Here is a 14,085-nt window from a genome sequence, read left to right as displayed (position 1 = left end):
TTCAATCTGAGCCATGATCAAACTCTTCAATTAAAAAGTTTTATGTCTTTCGACAGCTCAATGAATTCTGAATTTTTTAATATCTTTCGATATTGAATTGACTGTGCCGAAGCAACTTATAAATAAGTTACTTCTGTTGGTCACTCAGTTTTCAATTGAGACTCTAATTTGTTTGCCTCGCTACCTAAGTAGTTTGGCTGTTAGAACTCAATCTGTACGAGTGCCCACACAGATGATTGCTTTATATTGTTAAAGAACGTTGCGATTATAAATTTAAACTTTATCTCGCTAGGGCTGCGCATATTACGCTTTCCTATTTTTTTGTCAACACTTAAATTTAAACTTTCTAAAAAGATTCAATCTAAGTTTTACTTAACACCCTGAGTTGTTCGTGCCTCGCTATGCGTTGGCGTTTCCCGTCTCAGTGGGGTCGCATTATAGGGAGATCCGAAAACAGATCAACCCTTTTTTGAAGAAAACTTGAAATAATGTGCTGTTAGCACATATTTACATCGAAATGGTTACTTTAAACACTAAAAAGGCCCTGATGGGCCTTTTTAATTAGTTTACTATGAGCTTCCAGCCAAGTTTTCCTTGCTGTTTAGACTCTTGTTGCAGCTCACTGGCCATTAATGGATGATCTTTTAACCAGTTACTTTCAAACTTAAGGTCTAAGACTTCATTTTTAGCAGTTAACTCAAACTTAGGCAGTACATCATCTTGTCTGCGCATTGATAAAATGACTGCTATTCGTAGTAATCTCACTATATATTGCGCTAATAGACTATTTACGCCGAGTGAATTAAAACAACCTTTTGGAAAATCAGATCGATGTGCATCTGCTACCGCTACTATTAATTTATGCTCTGACTGTGAAAAACCAGGCATATCGGTATTTTCCAAAATATAAGCGGTATGTTTATGGTACTGCTTATACTCTATTAGTAATCCAATCTCATGAAGCTGCGCTACCGCTTTTAATAGTGGTAACCCATTTAAGCTTTCAATCGGCCAATCTTTATCAATACTCAGCGCTAACTGCATTGCCAAGCTTGAAACTCGACATGCTTGTTTTTGATCAACATGATAACGGCTCATAAACCCATCAACAGTGCGTTTGCGAATGTCGTTATTATGAAACTCCGGAACCATGCTATATAAAACACCTTCACGCAGTGCTCCACCCGCCAATCCCATTTTTTCTATTTCAAGAGATTCAAATAGTGCGATTAAGATTGCGAGTCCTGATACAAATACCAGTCGACGGTCTTCACTTAACCCTGGAAGGTCTAGCGCTGCAATAGTGCTAAATGCAATTGCTTGATCTTTTATAGTGTTGAGCTTTTCAAGTGTAAGTAAGTCGTCAAGATTTTGCGCGACCATAATTTCTTGAATTGCTTGTACTGTACCAGAAGCTCCAGATGCAATTTGCCATCCAGCTGCTTTATACTCTGGAGAAATTTCATCAATGACTGTACGAGCCGCTTTTATTGCTGCGTTAAAGTTACTCTTACTTAGTTGGCAATCTTTAAAATAGCGTTCAAGATAGGTAACACACCCCATATTGAGGCTTTTGTAATGTAGGGCATCAAATGCTTTACCAATTACAACTTCTGTACTTGCACCACCAATATCAATAACAAGCTGTTTGCCAGTACAAGATGAAGTATGGGCAACACCTTTATAAATTGTGCGCGCTTCTAATTCTCCGCTAATAACATTAATGTTATGACCTAGAATTTTTTCGGCATGATTTTTAAATACGTCGGCGTTAGTTGCTAAGCGTAAGGTAGCTGTTGCTACTATGGTGATGTTTTTGTCTGGGATATCTTGTAGACGCTCAGCAAAAAGGGCAAGGCATTCCCAGCCTCGCTGCATTGCTTCAGTGCTTAATACGTTTCCTTTATCAAGCCCTGCGGCTAATCGGACTTTGCGTTTAACACGTCCAATTGTTTGTAGACCGCCAGCAATTGATTTGGCAATAAGCATATGAAAGCTATTTGAGCCCAAATCAATAACTGCGTACACATTTTTTTGCGGTTTAAGTTGCCCCACCGTTCAAAAACCTCTAGTTACTACTACTTATACAAACGGTCGCTTACGACCGTCCTTTTTGGTAACTATTATTTGGGCGACGTCCGCTGTTATTACTACGGTTACGTGGACCTGTTGAATAGTTGCGCTTTCTTTGAATAATAGGCTGAGTTAAATCATCTAGCAATGCTGTTTTATCATAATGTGATAAAGGAATGCTGTGCTCTATATATTCTTCAATTTCATGCAGGTTGTATGCATATTGCTCACATGCAAAACTAATTGCGTGGCCTGATGCACCAGCGCGGCCAGTACGGCCAATACGATGAACATAATCTTCACAATCGTCAGGTAAATCAAAGTTAAACACATGACTTACTTCTGGAATATGAAGACCACGCGCTGCAACATCGGTCGCAACTAAAAAGTCTAAATCACCTTTGCTGAATTGCGCTAATATAGTTTGGCGTTTTTTCTGGTTTACATCACCAGTAAGCATACCTACACGATGACCGTCTGATTTAAGCCAAGCATATACTGTTTCACAACTGTGCTTGGTATTTGCAAACACGATTGCTTTCTCTGGCCATTCTTCTTCAATTAAGGTTAACAACAGCTTAATTTTATCTTCTTGCGAAGGATGAAATAGCTCTTCTTGAATACGTTTACCCGTTTTAACGTCAGGTTCAATTTGAACATGCTCTGGGTTTGTCATGTGCTCAAAAGCTAATTCTTGTACGCGGTACGATAATGTGGCAGAAAATAATAAGTTTAAACGCTTTGATGTATCTGGCATACGATCGAACATATAGCGAATATCTTTGATAAAACCTAAATCGAACATACGATCGGCTTCGTCCAGCACGACTACCTCAATTTCATTAAGGGTGTAACAGCCTTGCTTATACAGATCAATTAGGCGACCTGTAGTACCAATTAAAATATCAACGCCTTTTTCTAGTTGTGCACGTTGTTTTTCGTAATCTTCGCCACCATATACTAAACCTAAGTTAAGATTACAGTGCGGCGCTAAAATTTTAGCATCTTTGTGTATCTGAATCGCAAGCTCCCGAGTAGGGGCCATGATCAGGGCTCTTGGATGTTTACTAGGTGCTTTGCTAGATTGTAATAACCGATGGCACGTGGCGGTTAAAAACGCCAACGTTTTGCCTGTACCCGTTTGAGCTTGGCCCGCGATATCGCGTCCATCACAAATAAAAGGTAGGCATTTTGCTTGAATAGGTGTGCAATATTCAAACCCATTCTCGGTTAAACCGGCAACCACTTCCGGTGCGATAGCAAAGTCTGAAAACTTTTTATCGGTTAAATGTGTCTTAGTCATAGCGTTTAAGCATAACGTTTAAACTTGCAATAAGAAACAAGAGTGTTTAAATACGCACTAAATATTTCGCCTAACTAAATCGGAGAGCGCAATGAGCGAGAAAATAATCCAAATTACTGACGATAGCTTTGAAGCTGACGTATTACAATCAGACAAACCAGTACTAGTAGATTTCTGGGCTGAATGGTGTGGACCTTGTAAAATGATCGCCCCTATTCTTCACGAAGTTGCTGATGAATACGACAGCCGTGTGACTGTTGCTAAATTAAATATTGACCAAAATGCTGGCACACCGCCAAAGTTTGGTATTCGTGGTATCCCTACTTTACTTCTTTTTAAAGATGGCCAAGTAGCTGCAACGAAAGTAGGTGCTCTTTCAAAAACTCAACTTATCGAGTTTTTAGAAAACAACATCTAACGGTAAGCTAGAACAATAAAAAGGGCTTTTTTGCCCTTTTTTAAATTTATTTTGTATAAAGACTGGACGCTTTGCCAGTGAACTGCTAGTTTATAAAGCCAACTAATCCTTAGTTATATTCAACAAACCTCACTCAACGATCAAAGCGATTTTGAGTATGACAACTGTAATAAAGAACCCACCAATATGCATTTACGCGAATTAAAAGACAAGTCGATTAAAGAGCTTGTAGACTTAGCTGAGTCCATGGGGCTCGAAAACGTAGCCCGCTTAAGAAAGCAAGATATCATTTTTGCCATTCTTAAATCCCATGCCAAAGGCGGAGAGAATATCTTCGGCGGCGGTGTATTAGAGATTTTACAAGATGGTTTCGGCTTCTTAAGATCATCAGAAGCCTCTTACTTAGCTGGGCCAGATGACATTTATGTTTCACCTAGCCAAATTCGCCGTTTCAGCATGCGTACTGGCGATTCAATTTCAGGCCTTATTCGTCCACCTAAAGACGGTGAACGTTACTTTGCTTTACTCAAAGTAAATGAAGTTAACTTTGATAAACCTGAAAACTCTCGAACTAAAATTCTTTTTGAAAACCTTACCCCACTACATGCAAACGAACGTTTTCGCATGGAACGTGGTAACGGCAGTAAAGAAGATATTACAGCCCGTGTACTTGATTTAGCATCTCCTATTGGCCGCGGCCAACGTGGCTTGTTAGTAGCTCCGCCAAAAGCGGGTAAAACAATGCTACTTCAAAACATTGCACAATCAATTACGCATAATCATCCTGATGTAACATTAATGGTTTTACTTATTGATGAACGTCCGGAAGAAGTAACAGAGATGCAACGCCTAGTAAAAGGTGAAGTTATTGCATCAACGTTCGATGAGCCAGCTTCTCGTCACGTACAAGTTGCCGAAATGGTTATCGAAAAAGCAAAACGTTTAGTTGAACATAAAAAAGATGTTGTTATCTTATTGGATTCAATCACTCGTTTAGCACGTGCTTATAACACCGTTATTCCTTCATCAGGTAAAGTACTTACTGGTGGTGTTGACGCTAACGCATTACATAAACCTAAGCGCTTCTTTGGTGCTGCACGTAACGTTGAGGAAGGTGGTAGCTTAACAATCATAGCTACAGCGCTTATCGACACTGGCTCTAAAATGGATGAAGTTATCTACGAAGAGTTTAAAGGTACTGGTAACATGGAACTTCACCTTAACCGTAAAATTGCGGAAAGACGTGTATTCCCTGCTATCGACTTTAATCGTTCAGGCACTCGTCGTGAAGAATTACTAACAAAACCAGATGAGCTTCAAAAGCTTTGGATTTTACGTAAAATTGTTCATGACATGTCAGAAATTGATGCGATGGAATTCTTAATCGATAAACTATCGATGAGCAAAACCAATGATGAATTTTTTGATTCGATGAGACGCCAATAAAGCGTCTTAGCTGAATAAAAAAAGCGCCTTAGGCGCTTTTTTTATGTCGGGATTAAACACAGTTTAACTTTCATTATACTTTTTAAGTACACTCTGCAACGTATCAACGAGCGCTTTAAAGTCATTCGCACTACTTTTTTGGGTCCTGCGTAAAAGGGCTCTATCTAAACTTTGAGCTGATTGCGCAATTTCATCTAAACCAAACATTTGCGCCGCTCCTAAAATGCGATGGCTATCTTTTTGTAGCGCGGCTAAATCTTCACTTATAAAATGCTGAGTAATCGTTTCACTCTCCAAAGCAAAGCTTTGCTTAAAACTAATGACAAGATCGCTCATATCAACTTCATTTTGCTTTGTAATTGGCTGATCTTCTGCACTATATAGGTGGCTGGAAAGCGCTTTATAAAATGACTCTTTATCTATCGGTTTACCTAAGTAACCACTAAACCCTAACTCTAAATAGCCATCCACTTCATGACTCATAGCATTTGCAGTTAAAGCAAAAATAGGCTGCTCAAAACCACACTGTTTTAATAGCTGAAAAGCAGAACGCCCATCCATCACAGGCATTTGAATATCGAGTAGCACTAAATCAGGATACTCTTTTAAGCACTGCTCTACCGCTTGCTCACCGTTTTCAACGGCAATAACCTCGAGCCCCATTGAACGTAAATAGCGGCTTATTAACCTTCGATTATCAGGGTGATCTTCTGCAAGTACAACACGCCCTGCCAATTGCTTATTTACCTTTGGAGCACTTTGAGTTTCAATCAGGCTTTGCGATTTATTTACTTCTGCGCACGGTAAAAAGAACGAAAACTGACTGCCCTTTTTGTATTCGCTTTGTACACTGATATAACCGCCCATCATCGCGGCTAATTGTTGCGATAAGCTAAGGCCTAACCCTGTCCCCCCAAAGCGACGGCTAATACTGTTATCAGCTTGGCTAAAGCATTCAAAAATAAGCTTTAACTGTTTAGAGCTCATACCAATACCGGTATCTTTTACAATAATCACTAGCCCTTGTTCACTCTTATTTAAAGCAATAATGATTTGGCCAGCGTGAGTAAACTTAATAGCATTAGCACATAAATTTATAAGAATCTGTTTTACGCGTATTAAATCCAGCTTAGTGTAAAACTCATTACCCACTTGATTGTCTAAAATGAGGCGTAGATTTTTTGCTTTTGCTTGAGTGATAAACATTGCATGTACGTCATTTACAAGCTCTACAATATCAAAGCACGAAATATTTAACTCTAATCTATTGGCTTCAATTTTACTTAAATCGAGCACGTCGTTTATTAAGCTTTTTAAATGGTCACTGTGACGCTGAATTACTCTTAGTTCATCTTTAAGTGACTCAGGCTCATATAATTCATTAATTAAAGCATCTGTTTGCCCTAAAATAGCCGTTAGTGGAGTGCGGATTTCGTGGCTAATATTGGCCAAAAACTGGCTTTTAACATCGTTAGCTTCTCTTAGCTCCTGTGCTATTGCCTGTAACTCGGCAGTGCGCTGCGTAACTTGCTCTGTTAACTGCTGCTTAGCGCGTTTTTCTGCGCCACGGCGGTAAAGCGCAATACCAGTTACAACAACCAAAAGTAATAGTAAAAAAGAGAATAAAGTAAGCTGAGAACGCTGCGACATTTTTAGCTCTTGCACACGTCGATCTTGTTTAAGTTTTTCTATCTCTTGGTTTAATTGGGTTGCTTTAAATTGATGCTGAAGTACCGCTAGTGCATTTATAATTGCTGTACTTCTGAGCTTTCGTAGCTCACTAATATATTCTTGTTGCAAGGCCATTGCGCTTGAATAATCGCCTTTACTGGCTTCAAGTAGTGCTTTAGTCCCTAAACCCTCCCTAATTATTCGCTCACTGCCATATTCGTGGGCAAGTGAAATAGCTCTATCTAAACTTATTTTCGCCTCTTCTAAGTTGCCTTTAACAAACTGAATTTTACCAAGTGCATGTAGCGCATTAAGCTCTAAATTATGGTTACCTATTTTAAGCGCATAGTACTCACCTAATTTAGCTTGCTCGTACGCTTCATCTACTTTTTTTAACACTAAATTAGTATTTGCCAAGTTGGTATATTGCGTAGATAACTTATTGTAATCATTGGCTGAAATATAATAACGCAGCGCTAGCTGGTAATAATGAAGTGCCAAGTCAAATTGATTACTCTCCATATGAGCAACACCCATATTGTTGTATACCTGCGCAATACCGCTTTTATCATCTAACCGCTGATAAACTTTAAGTACATCTTGATAAAGACTAAATGCACTATCGTAGCGTGATAAGCGTATATAAACGCCTGCTATATTAAGTAATATGTCGGTTTGATCTTGCTCACTACCGTGCGCTTCGTAAATAGCTTTTGCCTTTAAGTAAAACTCTAGGGTATCGCCTAGCTTATTCATATTAAAATAAGCCAAACCAATATTATTTAGTAAATTTGCTTGTTCAAGTAGTTGTTCATTTTTTTCAGCTAATACTAGGGTGCGGGTATATTCACTTATGGCCTTTTGAAATAAGCCTTGGTAAAAAAGTGCTACACCTTGCATTTTTATTGCACGAAAGTGCTCGTCAGGAAAGAAAGTATCTGAAGTGTTTTTTTCTAATAATTTAAAATAGTGTAAAGATTCTTTAAAATTATCAGCCGATAACGCACTATTACCTAATGCCGAATAAACAGCGACACGCTCTTTTTTAGAAACGTTTTTATTAGCAAGTAACGTATTTGCTAATTGTAATTTAGGCTCCCACTGCACTTCGTTTTTGAATTGCTCAAATAACGAATCACTATTTTGGGCATAGCTAGGAGCTATTAGTACACAGCATATAGTAAATAAGAGGCATTTAAACTTGCCCAGCATAATTTTAATCCTTCAAACCGTTACTTATATCAGTGTAATCTTTATTGAAGATACACTAACTACTAGGGCCTAAACAATGCTTAACCCACTGATTGATGAGATTTTTGAGCTGATATTAACAAGGCAGGTTTGGCAAGTTCATACTTTAGCAGCAGAACTGACAAACCGCAGCGCAATAACAACACTCGATAAAAGCCCTGAACGTGATTTATTTAAACGTAACTTTTTAATTATGAATGCATTGTACCAACTGCAGGCACAATTACGCCCTCAAAGTTTACTCATTTCAACTCTGCATATCGAGCTTTTAGAAAAAGAAGATAATAGTTTAGTAACAACGAACGAAAATTTGCGAGATTATTATTTAGATTGGCGTAATTACGATACCGGTGAAGAGAAAATTGATGAGCTTTTGAATAGTTTTTGGCGTCAGTTTAAAACGATATCACCACAACAAGTATTAAATGACAATGAATTTAAAGCGTTGGCTTTAGAATGGAAGTTACCTGAAAATTTCACTCTTAAAAACGTTCAAAAGCGCTGGAGACAACTTGCATTACAGATGCACCCAGATAAACCAAATGGTTGTGAAGTTAAGTTTAAAAAAATAAAATTACAATACGAGCAGCTAAAGGTAGCTGCTCGCTAATTTGTTAATTTAGCTATTTAAATTAACGAGTAAGGCGACGAGCGCGTATTTTACGCCCTTTAATGTTGCCTTCGGTTAGTTTGCGAAGTGCTGGTTTTGATGAGTTACGTTCAACAGCAACAAATGCTACGTTATCAAGTACGTTAATTTTACCTACTTGACGACCTGCAACCCCATCCTTACCTGTCAGAGCACCAAGAATATCGCCTGCACGTACTTTTTGCTTTTTACCTGAATCAATCATCAAAGTAACCATTTCAGGGCGGTACGGCGGTTTATCTAATAAATTAAACGGCGGCATTTGCTCTGGAGTAATATCACGCTCGTAATGATCGCCAATTTGTGCAATTTTAAACGCTTCAGCTTCACCGTAAATAGAACAAGCAATGCCCTTTTTACCAGCACGTCCAGTTCGGCCAACACGGTGAACATGTGTTTGCGTGTCATGTGCTAAATGGTAGTTAATAACCATATCCATGTCATCAATATCTAAACCTCGTGCAGCAACATCGGTTGCAACAAGTATTGAAGCACTTTTATTTGAAAAGTGAATTAGCGTACGTTCACGATCGCGTTGCTCTAAATCACCGTGCAATGCAACAGCGCTGAAGCCTTCGTCAGCTAAATCATCACACACTTGTTGAGTTTCTACTTTGGTATTACAAAATACAACACAGCTTTGTGGTGTAAATTTAAGAAGTAATAACTTAAGCGTTGGATAGCGCTGCTTATTGTTATCCATTTTGTAGAAGTACTGCTTAATTGTGCTTTTGGCTTGCTCTTCTTCTACTTTAACCATTTCTGGATTTTTAAGTACACGCTTAGCAATTGCTTCAATAGCTCTTGGGAAAGTAGCACTAAATAACAATGTTTGACGATTTTGTGGAATACGCTCAATAATTGCATCAAGTGTGTCTTGAAAACCCATATCAAGCATTTGATCAGCTTCATCAAGCACCAATGTTTCCACATCATCTAAACGTAGAGTACCTTTACGAATATGGTCATCAACACGCCCTGGCGTGCCAACAATAATATGCGCGCCATGTTCAAGTGAACCTATTTGCGGGCCAATTGAAACACCACCACATAACGTCAATATTTTAATGTTATGAATGCCGCGCGCTAATTTACGCATTTCTACCGCAACCTGCTCGGCAAGTTCGCGAGTCGGACACAAGACTAAAGATTGAATACGAAAGCGTTTTACGTTTAATTTAGCTAACACACCCAAGCTAAACGCAGCAGTTTTACCTGAACCGGTTTTTGCCTGAGCAATGATGTCTTTACCAGCAAGTACAGGCGGCAAACTTTGCGCTTGTACAGGTGTCATGTGGGCATAGCCAAGTGTTGATAAGTTATCAACGAGTCCAGCCGGTAAAGCCAAAGATGAAAAAGCAGTTGAAGTCACAGTAAGTTCCATAGCAATAAAATAACATGGGAGAAAGCCCCACTAATATGCAGCTTATAATAGCAGAATTCGTAATTGGCAACCATTAACAAACACATTATAAAACATGTTAATGAAAGGCGTTGAAAATGATAGTAGTTTGCATTAAGATCGCGATTGTTTTTTACATACCTGCGCTGGAAGCAATTAATGAAACTGAATTCTATTTACATAGCACTATTAGCAAGCATTACAACAAGCACATATGCAAACACTACCGACCTTGAACGCATAGAAGTAAAGGGAAGCTACTTTAACGATTACAAAGTAGATAACGCTAATGGCGCAATGAGAACATCAGCTTCATTACTTGAAACTGCACAATCTGTCACTGTAATAACCGACACTATTATTAGCGAACAGCTTGCCACTACACTTGGCGAAGTACTCACAAATGACGCAAGCTTAACTGCAGGCTCACAACAACGAAATCGTGAAGTATTTAACTTACGCGGCTTTGAGCTAAGCTCATCGACAGGTTATTTACGCGACGGTCATCAGCATTGGTCGCACTATCAGCAACCAATCGAAATTTTGCAACAAGTTGAAGTAATTAAAGGCCCATCAAGCATTTTATATGGTCAGTCAGGCCCAGGTGGCTTGGTTAACATGGTAACTAAAAAGCCTACAGCACAAACATTATTTAATGCCAGTGCCGATGTAGATCAGCATGGGTCAACGCGCTTTATGGTTGATGCTGCAGGTGCATTAACTGAATCAGAAGATTTACGTGCTCGCGGGATTTTAGTAAAGCAAGACGTTGACTACTGGCGTGAATACCAAAATGGTGAAAACCGTGAGCGTGACCGCTTTTTAGGTGCTTTAGTTGTAGATTACGATATTAGCGATAACGCATTAGTACGTGTGCATTACGACCGCACAGATGACGAAGCAGGTTTAGATACTGGTGCATGGATAGATGATAATGCTAATGTAATTGGTAGCGATAAAACAATCCGTGATATGTCTTGGGCGTTTACCGATATTACCGTAGAAAACCTAGGTGTAGACCTAGAAGTATTTTTAACCGATAACTGGCAAGTAAAACTTGGCTATAACGAACAAACGTTTGAGCGCCAACGCTTTGAGTCAGCACCTCGCATGCCTAGTGGCTTTGCTGAAGGTGACAGCTATGAATCTCGTCCTTACGACCGTTTTGACGATTGGCAATTTAAAACTGCATTTATTGATTTTATTGGGGAATTTAAAACAGGTAGCTTACAGCATCAGTTTTTAATTGGCGCAAACTCGCTAGATTACTACTACGGGCAACGCCGTACTTCTGCTGACTACTTTGATTTTTCTGCAGGACAAGCAGAACCATCACGCCCATCTGTAAGTTATAAAACAGATGATACAGTAAGCGAAACTGAATACGACTATTACGGTATTTACGTTCAGGACTTAATTTCGTTCTCACCACAATGGCAATTATCGCTAGGTGGCCGTTACGATAAACAAACACGAGAAGGTGCAGATAACGAGTCATTTGTACCAAAGGTAGGTGTGCTTTATCATCCAAATACTTCGGCAACTATATATGCTAGTTACTCAGAAGGTTTTGAGCCTCAAGGTAGTGAAACTCTGATTGATGAAACCGATGTAAATAATGGCATGAAGCTAGATGCCATTACCTCAGAGCAAAGAGAGATTGGTATTAAATGGCAATTATTTGATGACCGTTTACTGCTTACAGGTGCAATTTTTGATATTAGTAAAGAAGGCACACTTGTTAGCGAACAGCTTGAGACACCTATTGGCTCATTCACAAGTGAAACAAACCAAGTGGGTGAACAACGCCATAAAGGTGTTGAAGTAAGCGCACAAGGTGCTGCTACCGACCGCTTATTTGTTATGGCATCAACTATGTATCTAGATGCTAACTTTGAACGCGATGAAGTATTGGAAGGTAAGCGCCCTACCGATGCACCAAAATGGTCGGCATCTCTGTGGACTCGTTATGAATTAAACGACGCCATTGCCATTAACGCTGGCGCTTTTTACGAAGGCGAGCGCTTTGCAGATAGCGATAATACAATTACTAAAGATGCATATACACGTGTTGATGTTGGCGCCACTTATAAGTTTAACTTAAGCAATACCGATATTAACTTACGCCTTAACATCGAAAACTTATTTGATAAAAGCTATTTAGGTGGTGGCGGCACGAGTAATGTAACTGTTGGCGAGGGCACAAATCTTCGTTTAGCAGCGCAATTTAGCTTTTAATTAAATGCTTAAATAACAGCTTTAAAATATAGCCCGCGTACATTTACGCGGGCTTTTTTATATCTAAACGTTTATACCTAACAGCATTAAACCTATTACAAAGCCTATTCATCTCATCTATTTTTTATCATGTTTGTTACATGTTCTAATAGCGCTAATTATTAAAAAGGCTTACCCAAATGAAAAAATTAATTACCGCACTGCTGCTTACTAGCAGTATGGCTGCAAACGCTAACAACGCCGAATTTACCCAAAAGCAATTACAACAAGTCAATGAAGTGCGCACCTCTGCTCTAAATAGTGATTTAAGCTATAAATTACTAGAGTCATTAACAACTGAAGTAGGACCTCGCTTACCTGGTACTGAAAATGATAAAAAAGCAGTGGCATGGGCTAAATCTAAATTTAATGAGCTTGGTTTTGATAAAGTATGGCTTGAAGAAGCGACTTTTCCTGAATGGCGCCGTTATAGCGAAAGCGGAAAAATACTAACACCAAGCGAGCAACCTCTACATTTAACTGCATTAGGTAACAGTATAAGCACGCCTAAAGGTGGGATCACTGCATCAGTAGTCTTGTTCGAAACACTTGATGAGTTAATTGCAGCACCAGCAAATAGCCTAAAAGGTAAAATTGCGTATATTAATTACCGCATGAACCGCGATATAGACGGGAATGGTTACGGACCTGCTGTAAAAGCACGTGGCACAGGCGCTATAGAAGCGTCTAAAAAAGGGGCTGTTGCCTACATGATGCGCTCGGTAAGTACTGGTCATCATCGTTTTGCACACACTGGCGGTAGTTACTACAAAGAAGGTGTTACAAAAATACCTAATGTAACCATTGCTAATCCAGATGCCGATCAAATAGCACGACTCATTGCTTTAGATAAAGACGTATCGGTAAATATTAATGTGCAAACCGAAAGCCTTGGTGAAGGCACTGGTTATAACGTTATTGGCCAATTTAATGGTACCGAAAACCCTGAGCAATATGTATTAATTGGCGGGCATTTAGATTCTTGGGACTTAGGGACTGGCGCACTAGATGACGGTGCAGGCGTTGCGCTAACAATGGCAGCCGCTAAACATATTAGCGATGTAAAACGTCCTAAGCGAAGTATTCGTGTGGTACTTTTTGCAGCTGAAGAGCTAGGTCTTTGGGGTGCAAAAGCTTATTTTGCAGAGCATAAAAACGAGCTAAGCAATATTGTTGCAGCCGCTGAGTCTGATTTTGGCGCCGATGTTGTATATGCTTTTGAATCGAACGTAAGCGCAGAGTCACTTCCTGTAGTTCGCGCTATAGCAAAAGAACTTGCGCCGTTAAATATTGAGCACATTGGTAAAAACCAAGCGAATGGTGGCCCCGATCTAATTCCACTTAAAGCAGCAACGTCAGCGCCTATTTTTGAACTTGCTCAAGATGGAACAGATTACTTTGATTACCACCATACAGCTGACGATACGCTTGATAAAGTAACACCTGCTAAGCTTCGTCAAAATACCGCTGCATATGCTGTATTTGCTCTAATGGCTGCCGATGCAAAAACCACTATCAAGCCTAAAGCTCAAAATAAGTAATAACAGACATACTTACTTACAGTTTGTAGCTTTAACTAACACGCTTCTTGTTTT

At 39.3% G+C, this 14,085-nt stretch carries 9 protein-coding genes; 5 read left to right on the top strand and 4 right to left on the bottom strand.

The window, feature by feature from the left end; all coding sequences use genetic code 11:
* Positions 1 to 561: 561 nt before the first annotated feature.
* Together gppA and rhlB are read right to left on the bottom strand one after the other, a co-directional pair.
* Entirely contained in the window at positions 562 to 2,055 is a 1,494-nt protein-coding gene (gene gppA / locus I6E69_RS14745) for a guanosine-5'-triphosphate,3'-diphosphate diphosphatase (RefSeq protein ID WP_002960939.1), read from the bottom strand.
* A 43-nt stretch (positions 2,056 to 2,098) separates the two neighbouring features.
* Complete coding sequence (gene rhlB / locus I6E69_RS14740; protein ID WP_002960940.1) at positions 2,099 to 3,376, bottom strand: ATP-dependent RNA helicase RhlB; 1,278 nt, start codon at positions 3,374 to 3,376, stop codon at positions 2,099 to 2,101.
* Between the two features lie 91 nt (positions 3,377 to 3,467).
* Here rhlB and trxA point away from each other — a divergent pair, with 91 nt between their 5' ends.
* Positions 3,468 to 3,794, top strand: coding sequence for a thioredoxin TrxA (trxA, locus tag I6E69_RS14735; RefSeq protein ID WP_002960942.1), 327 nt, complete (start codon positions 3,468 to 3,470; stop codon positions 3,792 to 3,794).
* 186 nt (positions 3,795 to 3,980) lie between these two features.
* Entirely contained in the window at positions 3,981 to 5,240 is a 1,260-nt protein-coding gene (gene rho / locus I6E69_RS14730) for a transcription termination factor Rho (RefSeq protein ID WP_002960945.1), read from the top strand.
* A 63-nt stretch (positions 5,241 to 5,303) separates the two neighbouring features.
* On the opposite strand, the gene I6E69_RS14725 is transcribed toward rho, so the two are convergent.
* Entirely contained in the window at positions 5,304 to 8,123 is a 2,820-nt protein-coding gene (locus I6E69_RS14725) for an ATP-binding protein (protein ID WP_197121544.1), read from the bottom strand.
* 76 nt (positions 8,124 to 8,199) lie between these two features.
* On the opposite strand from I6E69_RS14725, the gene I6E69_RS14720 reads away from it, so the two are divergent.
* The gene (locus tag I6E69_RS14720) at positions 8,200 to 8,772 is read left to right on the top strand and encodes a DNA-J related domain-containing protein (RefSeq protein ID WP_197121543.1); all 573 of its coding nucleotides are present in this window, start codon (positions 8,200 to 8,202) and stop codon (positions 8,770 to 8,772) included.
* A 22-nt stretch (positions 8,773 to 8,794) separates the two neighbouring features.
* Here the strand turns inward: I6E69_RS14720 and dbpA are convergent, their stop codons facing one another.
* A complete protein-coding gene (gene dbpA / locus I6E69_RS14715) occupies positions 8,795 to 10,183 on the bottom strand; it encodes an ATP-dependent RNA helicase DbpA (RefSeq protein ID WP_002960948.1) in 1,389 nt (462 codons plus the stop codon).
* Between the two features lie 189 nt (positions 10,184 to 10,372).
* On the opposite strand from dbpA, the gene I6E69_RS14710 reads away from it, so the two are divergent.
* Together I6E69_RS14710 and I6E69_RS14705 are read left to right on the top strand one after the other, a co-directional pair.
* Positions 10,373 to 12,451, top strand: coding sequence for a TonB-dependent siderophore receptor (locus I6E69_RS14710; protein WP_197121542.1), 2,079 nt, complete (start codon positions 10,373 to 10,375; stop codon positions 12,449 to 12,451).
* A 179-nt stretch (positions 12,452 to 12,630) separates the two neighbouring features.
* Positions 12,631 to 14,031 (top strand): M20/M25/M40 family metallo-hydrolase, encoded by a 1,401-nt coding sequence (locus I6E69_RS14705; protein WP_197121541.1) that lies wholly within the window; start codon positions 12,631 to 12,633, stop codon positions 14,029 to 14,031.
* Positions 14,032 to 14,085 lie beyond the last annotated feature (54 nt).

The organism is Pseudoalteromonas sp. NZS100 (genome assembly GCF_015864815.1).
Taxonomy (GTDB): domain Bacteria; phylum Pseudomonadota; class Gammaproteobacteria; order Enterobacterales; family Alteromonadaceae; genus Pseudoalteromonas; species Pseudoalteromonas distincta.
The sequence above is the reverse complement of the archived record's forward strand: the minus strand, read 5'-3'. Positions and strand labels throughout refer to the sequence as shown.

What these genes read in the sequence shown, in the direction of transcription:
- I6E69_RS14710 (WP_197121542.1), top strand. Translation starts at nt 10,373, where the DNA reads ATGAAACTGAATTCTATTTACATAGCACTATTAGCAAGCATTACAACA.
- I6E69_RS14720 (WP_197121543.1), top strand. Translation starts at nt 8,200, where the DNA reads ATGCTTAACCCACTGATTGATGAGATTTTTGAGCTGATATTAACAAGG.
- rhlB (WP_002960940.1), bottom strand. Translation starts at nt 3,376, where the DNA reads ATGACTAAGACACATTTAACCGATAAAAAGTTTTCAGACTTTGCTATC.
- I6E69_RS14705 (WP_197121541.1), top strand. Translation starts at nt 12,631, where the DNA reads ATGAAAAAATTAATTACCGCACTGCTGCTTACTAGCAGTATGGCTGCA.
- rho (WP_002960945.1), top strand. Translation starts at nt 3,981, where the DNA reads ATGCATTTACGCGAATTAAAAGACAAGTCGATTAAAGAGCTTGTAGAC.
- trxA (WP_002960942.1), top strand. Translation starts at nt 3,468, where the DNA reads ATGAGCGAGAAAATAATCCAAATTACTGACGATAGCTTTGAAGCTGAC.
- I6E69_RS14725 (WP_197121544.1), bottom strand. Translation starts at nt 8,123, where the DNA reads ATGCTGGGCAAGTTTAAATGCCTCTTATTTACTATATGCTGTGTACTA.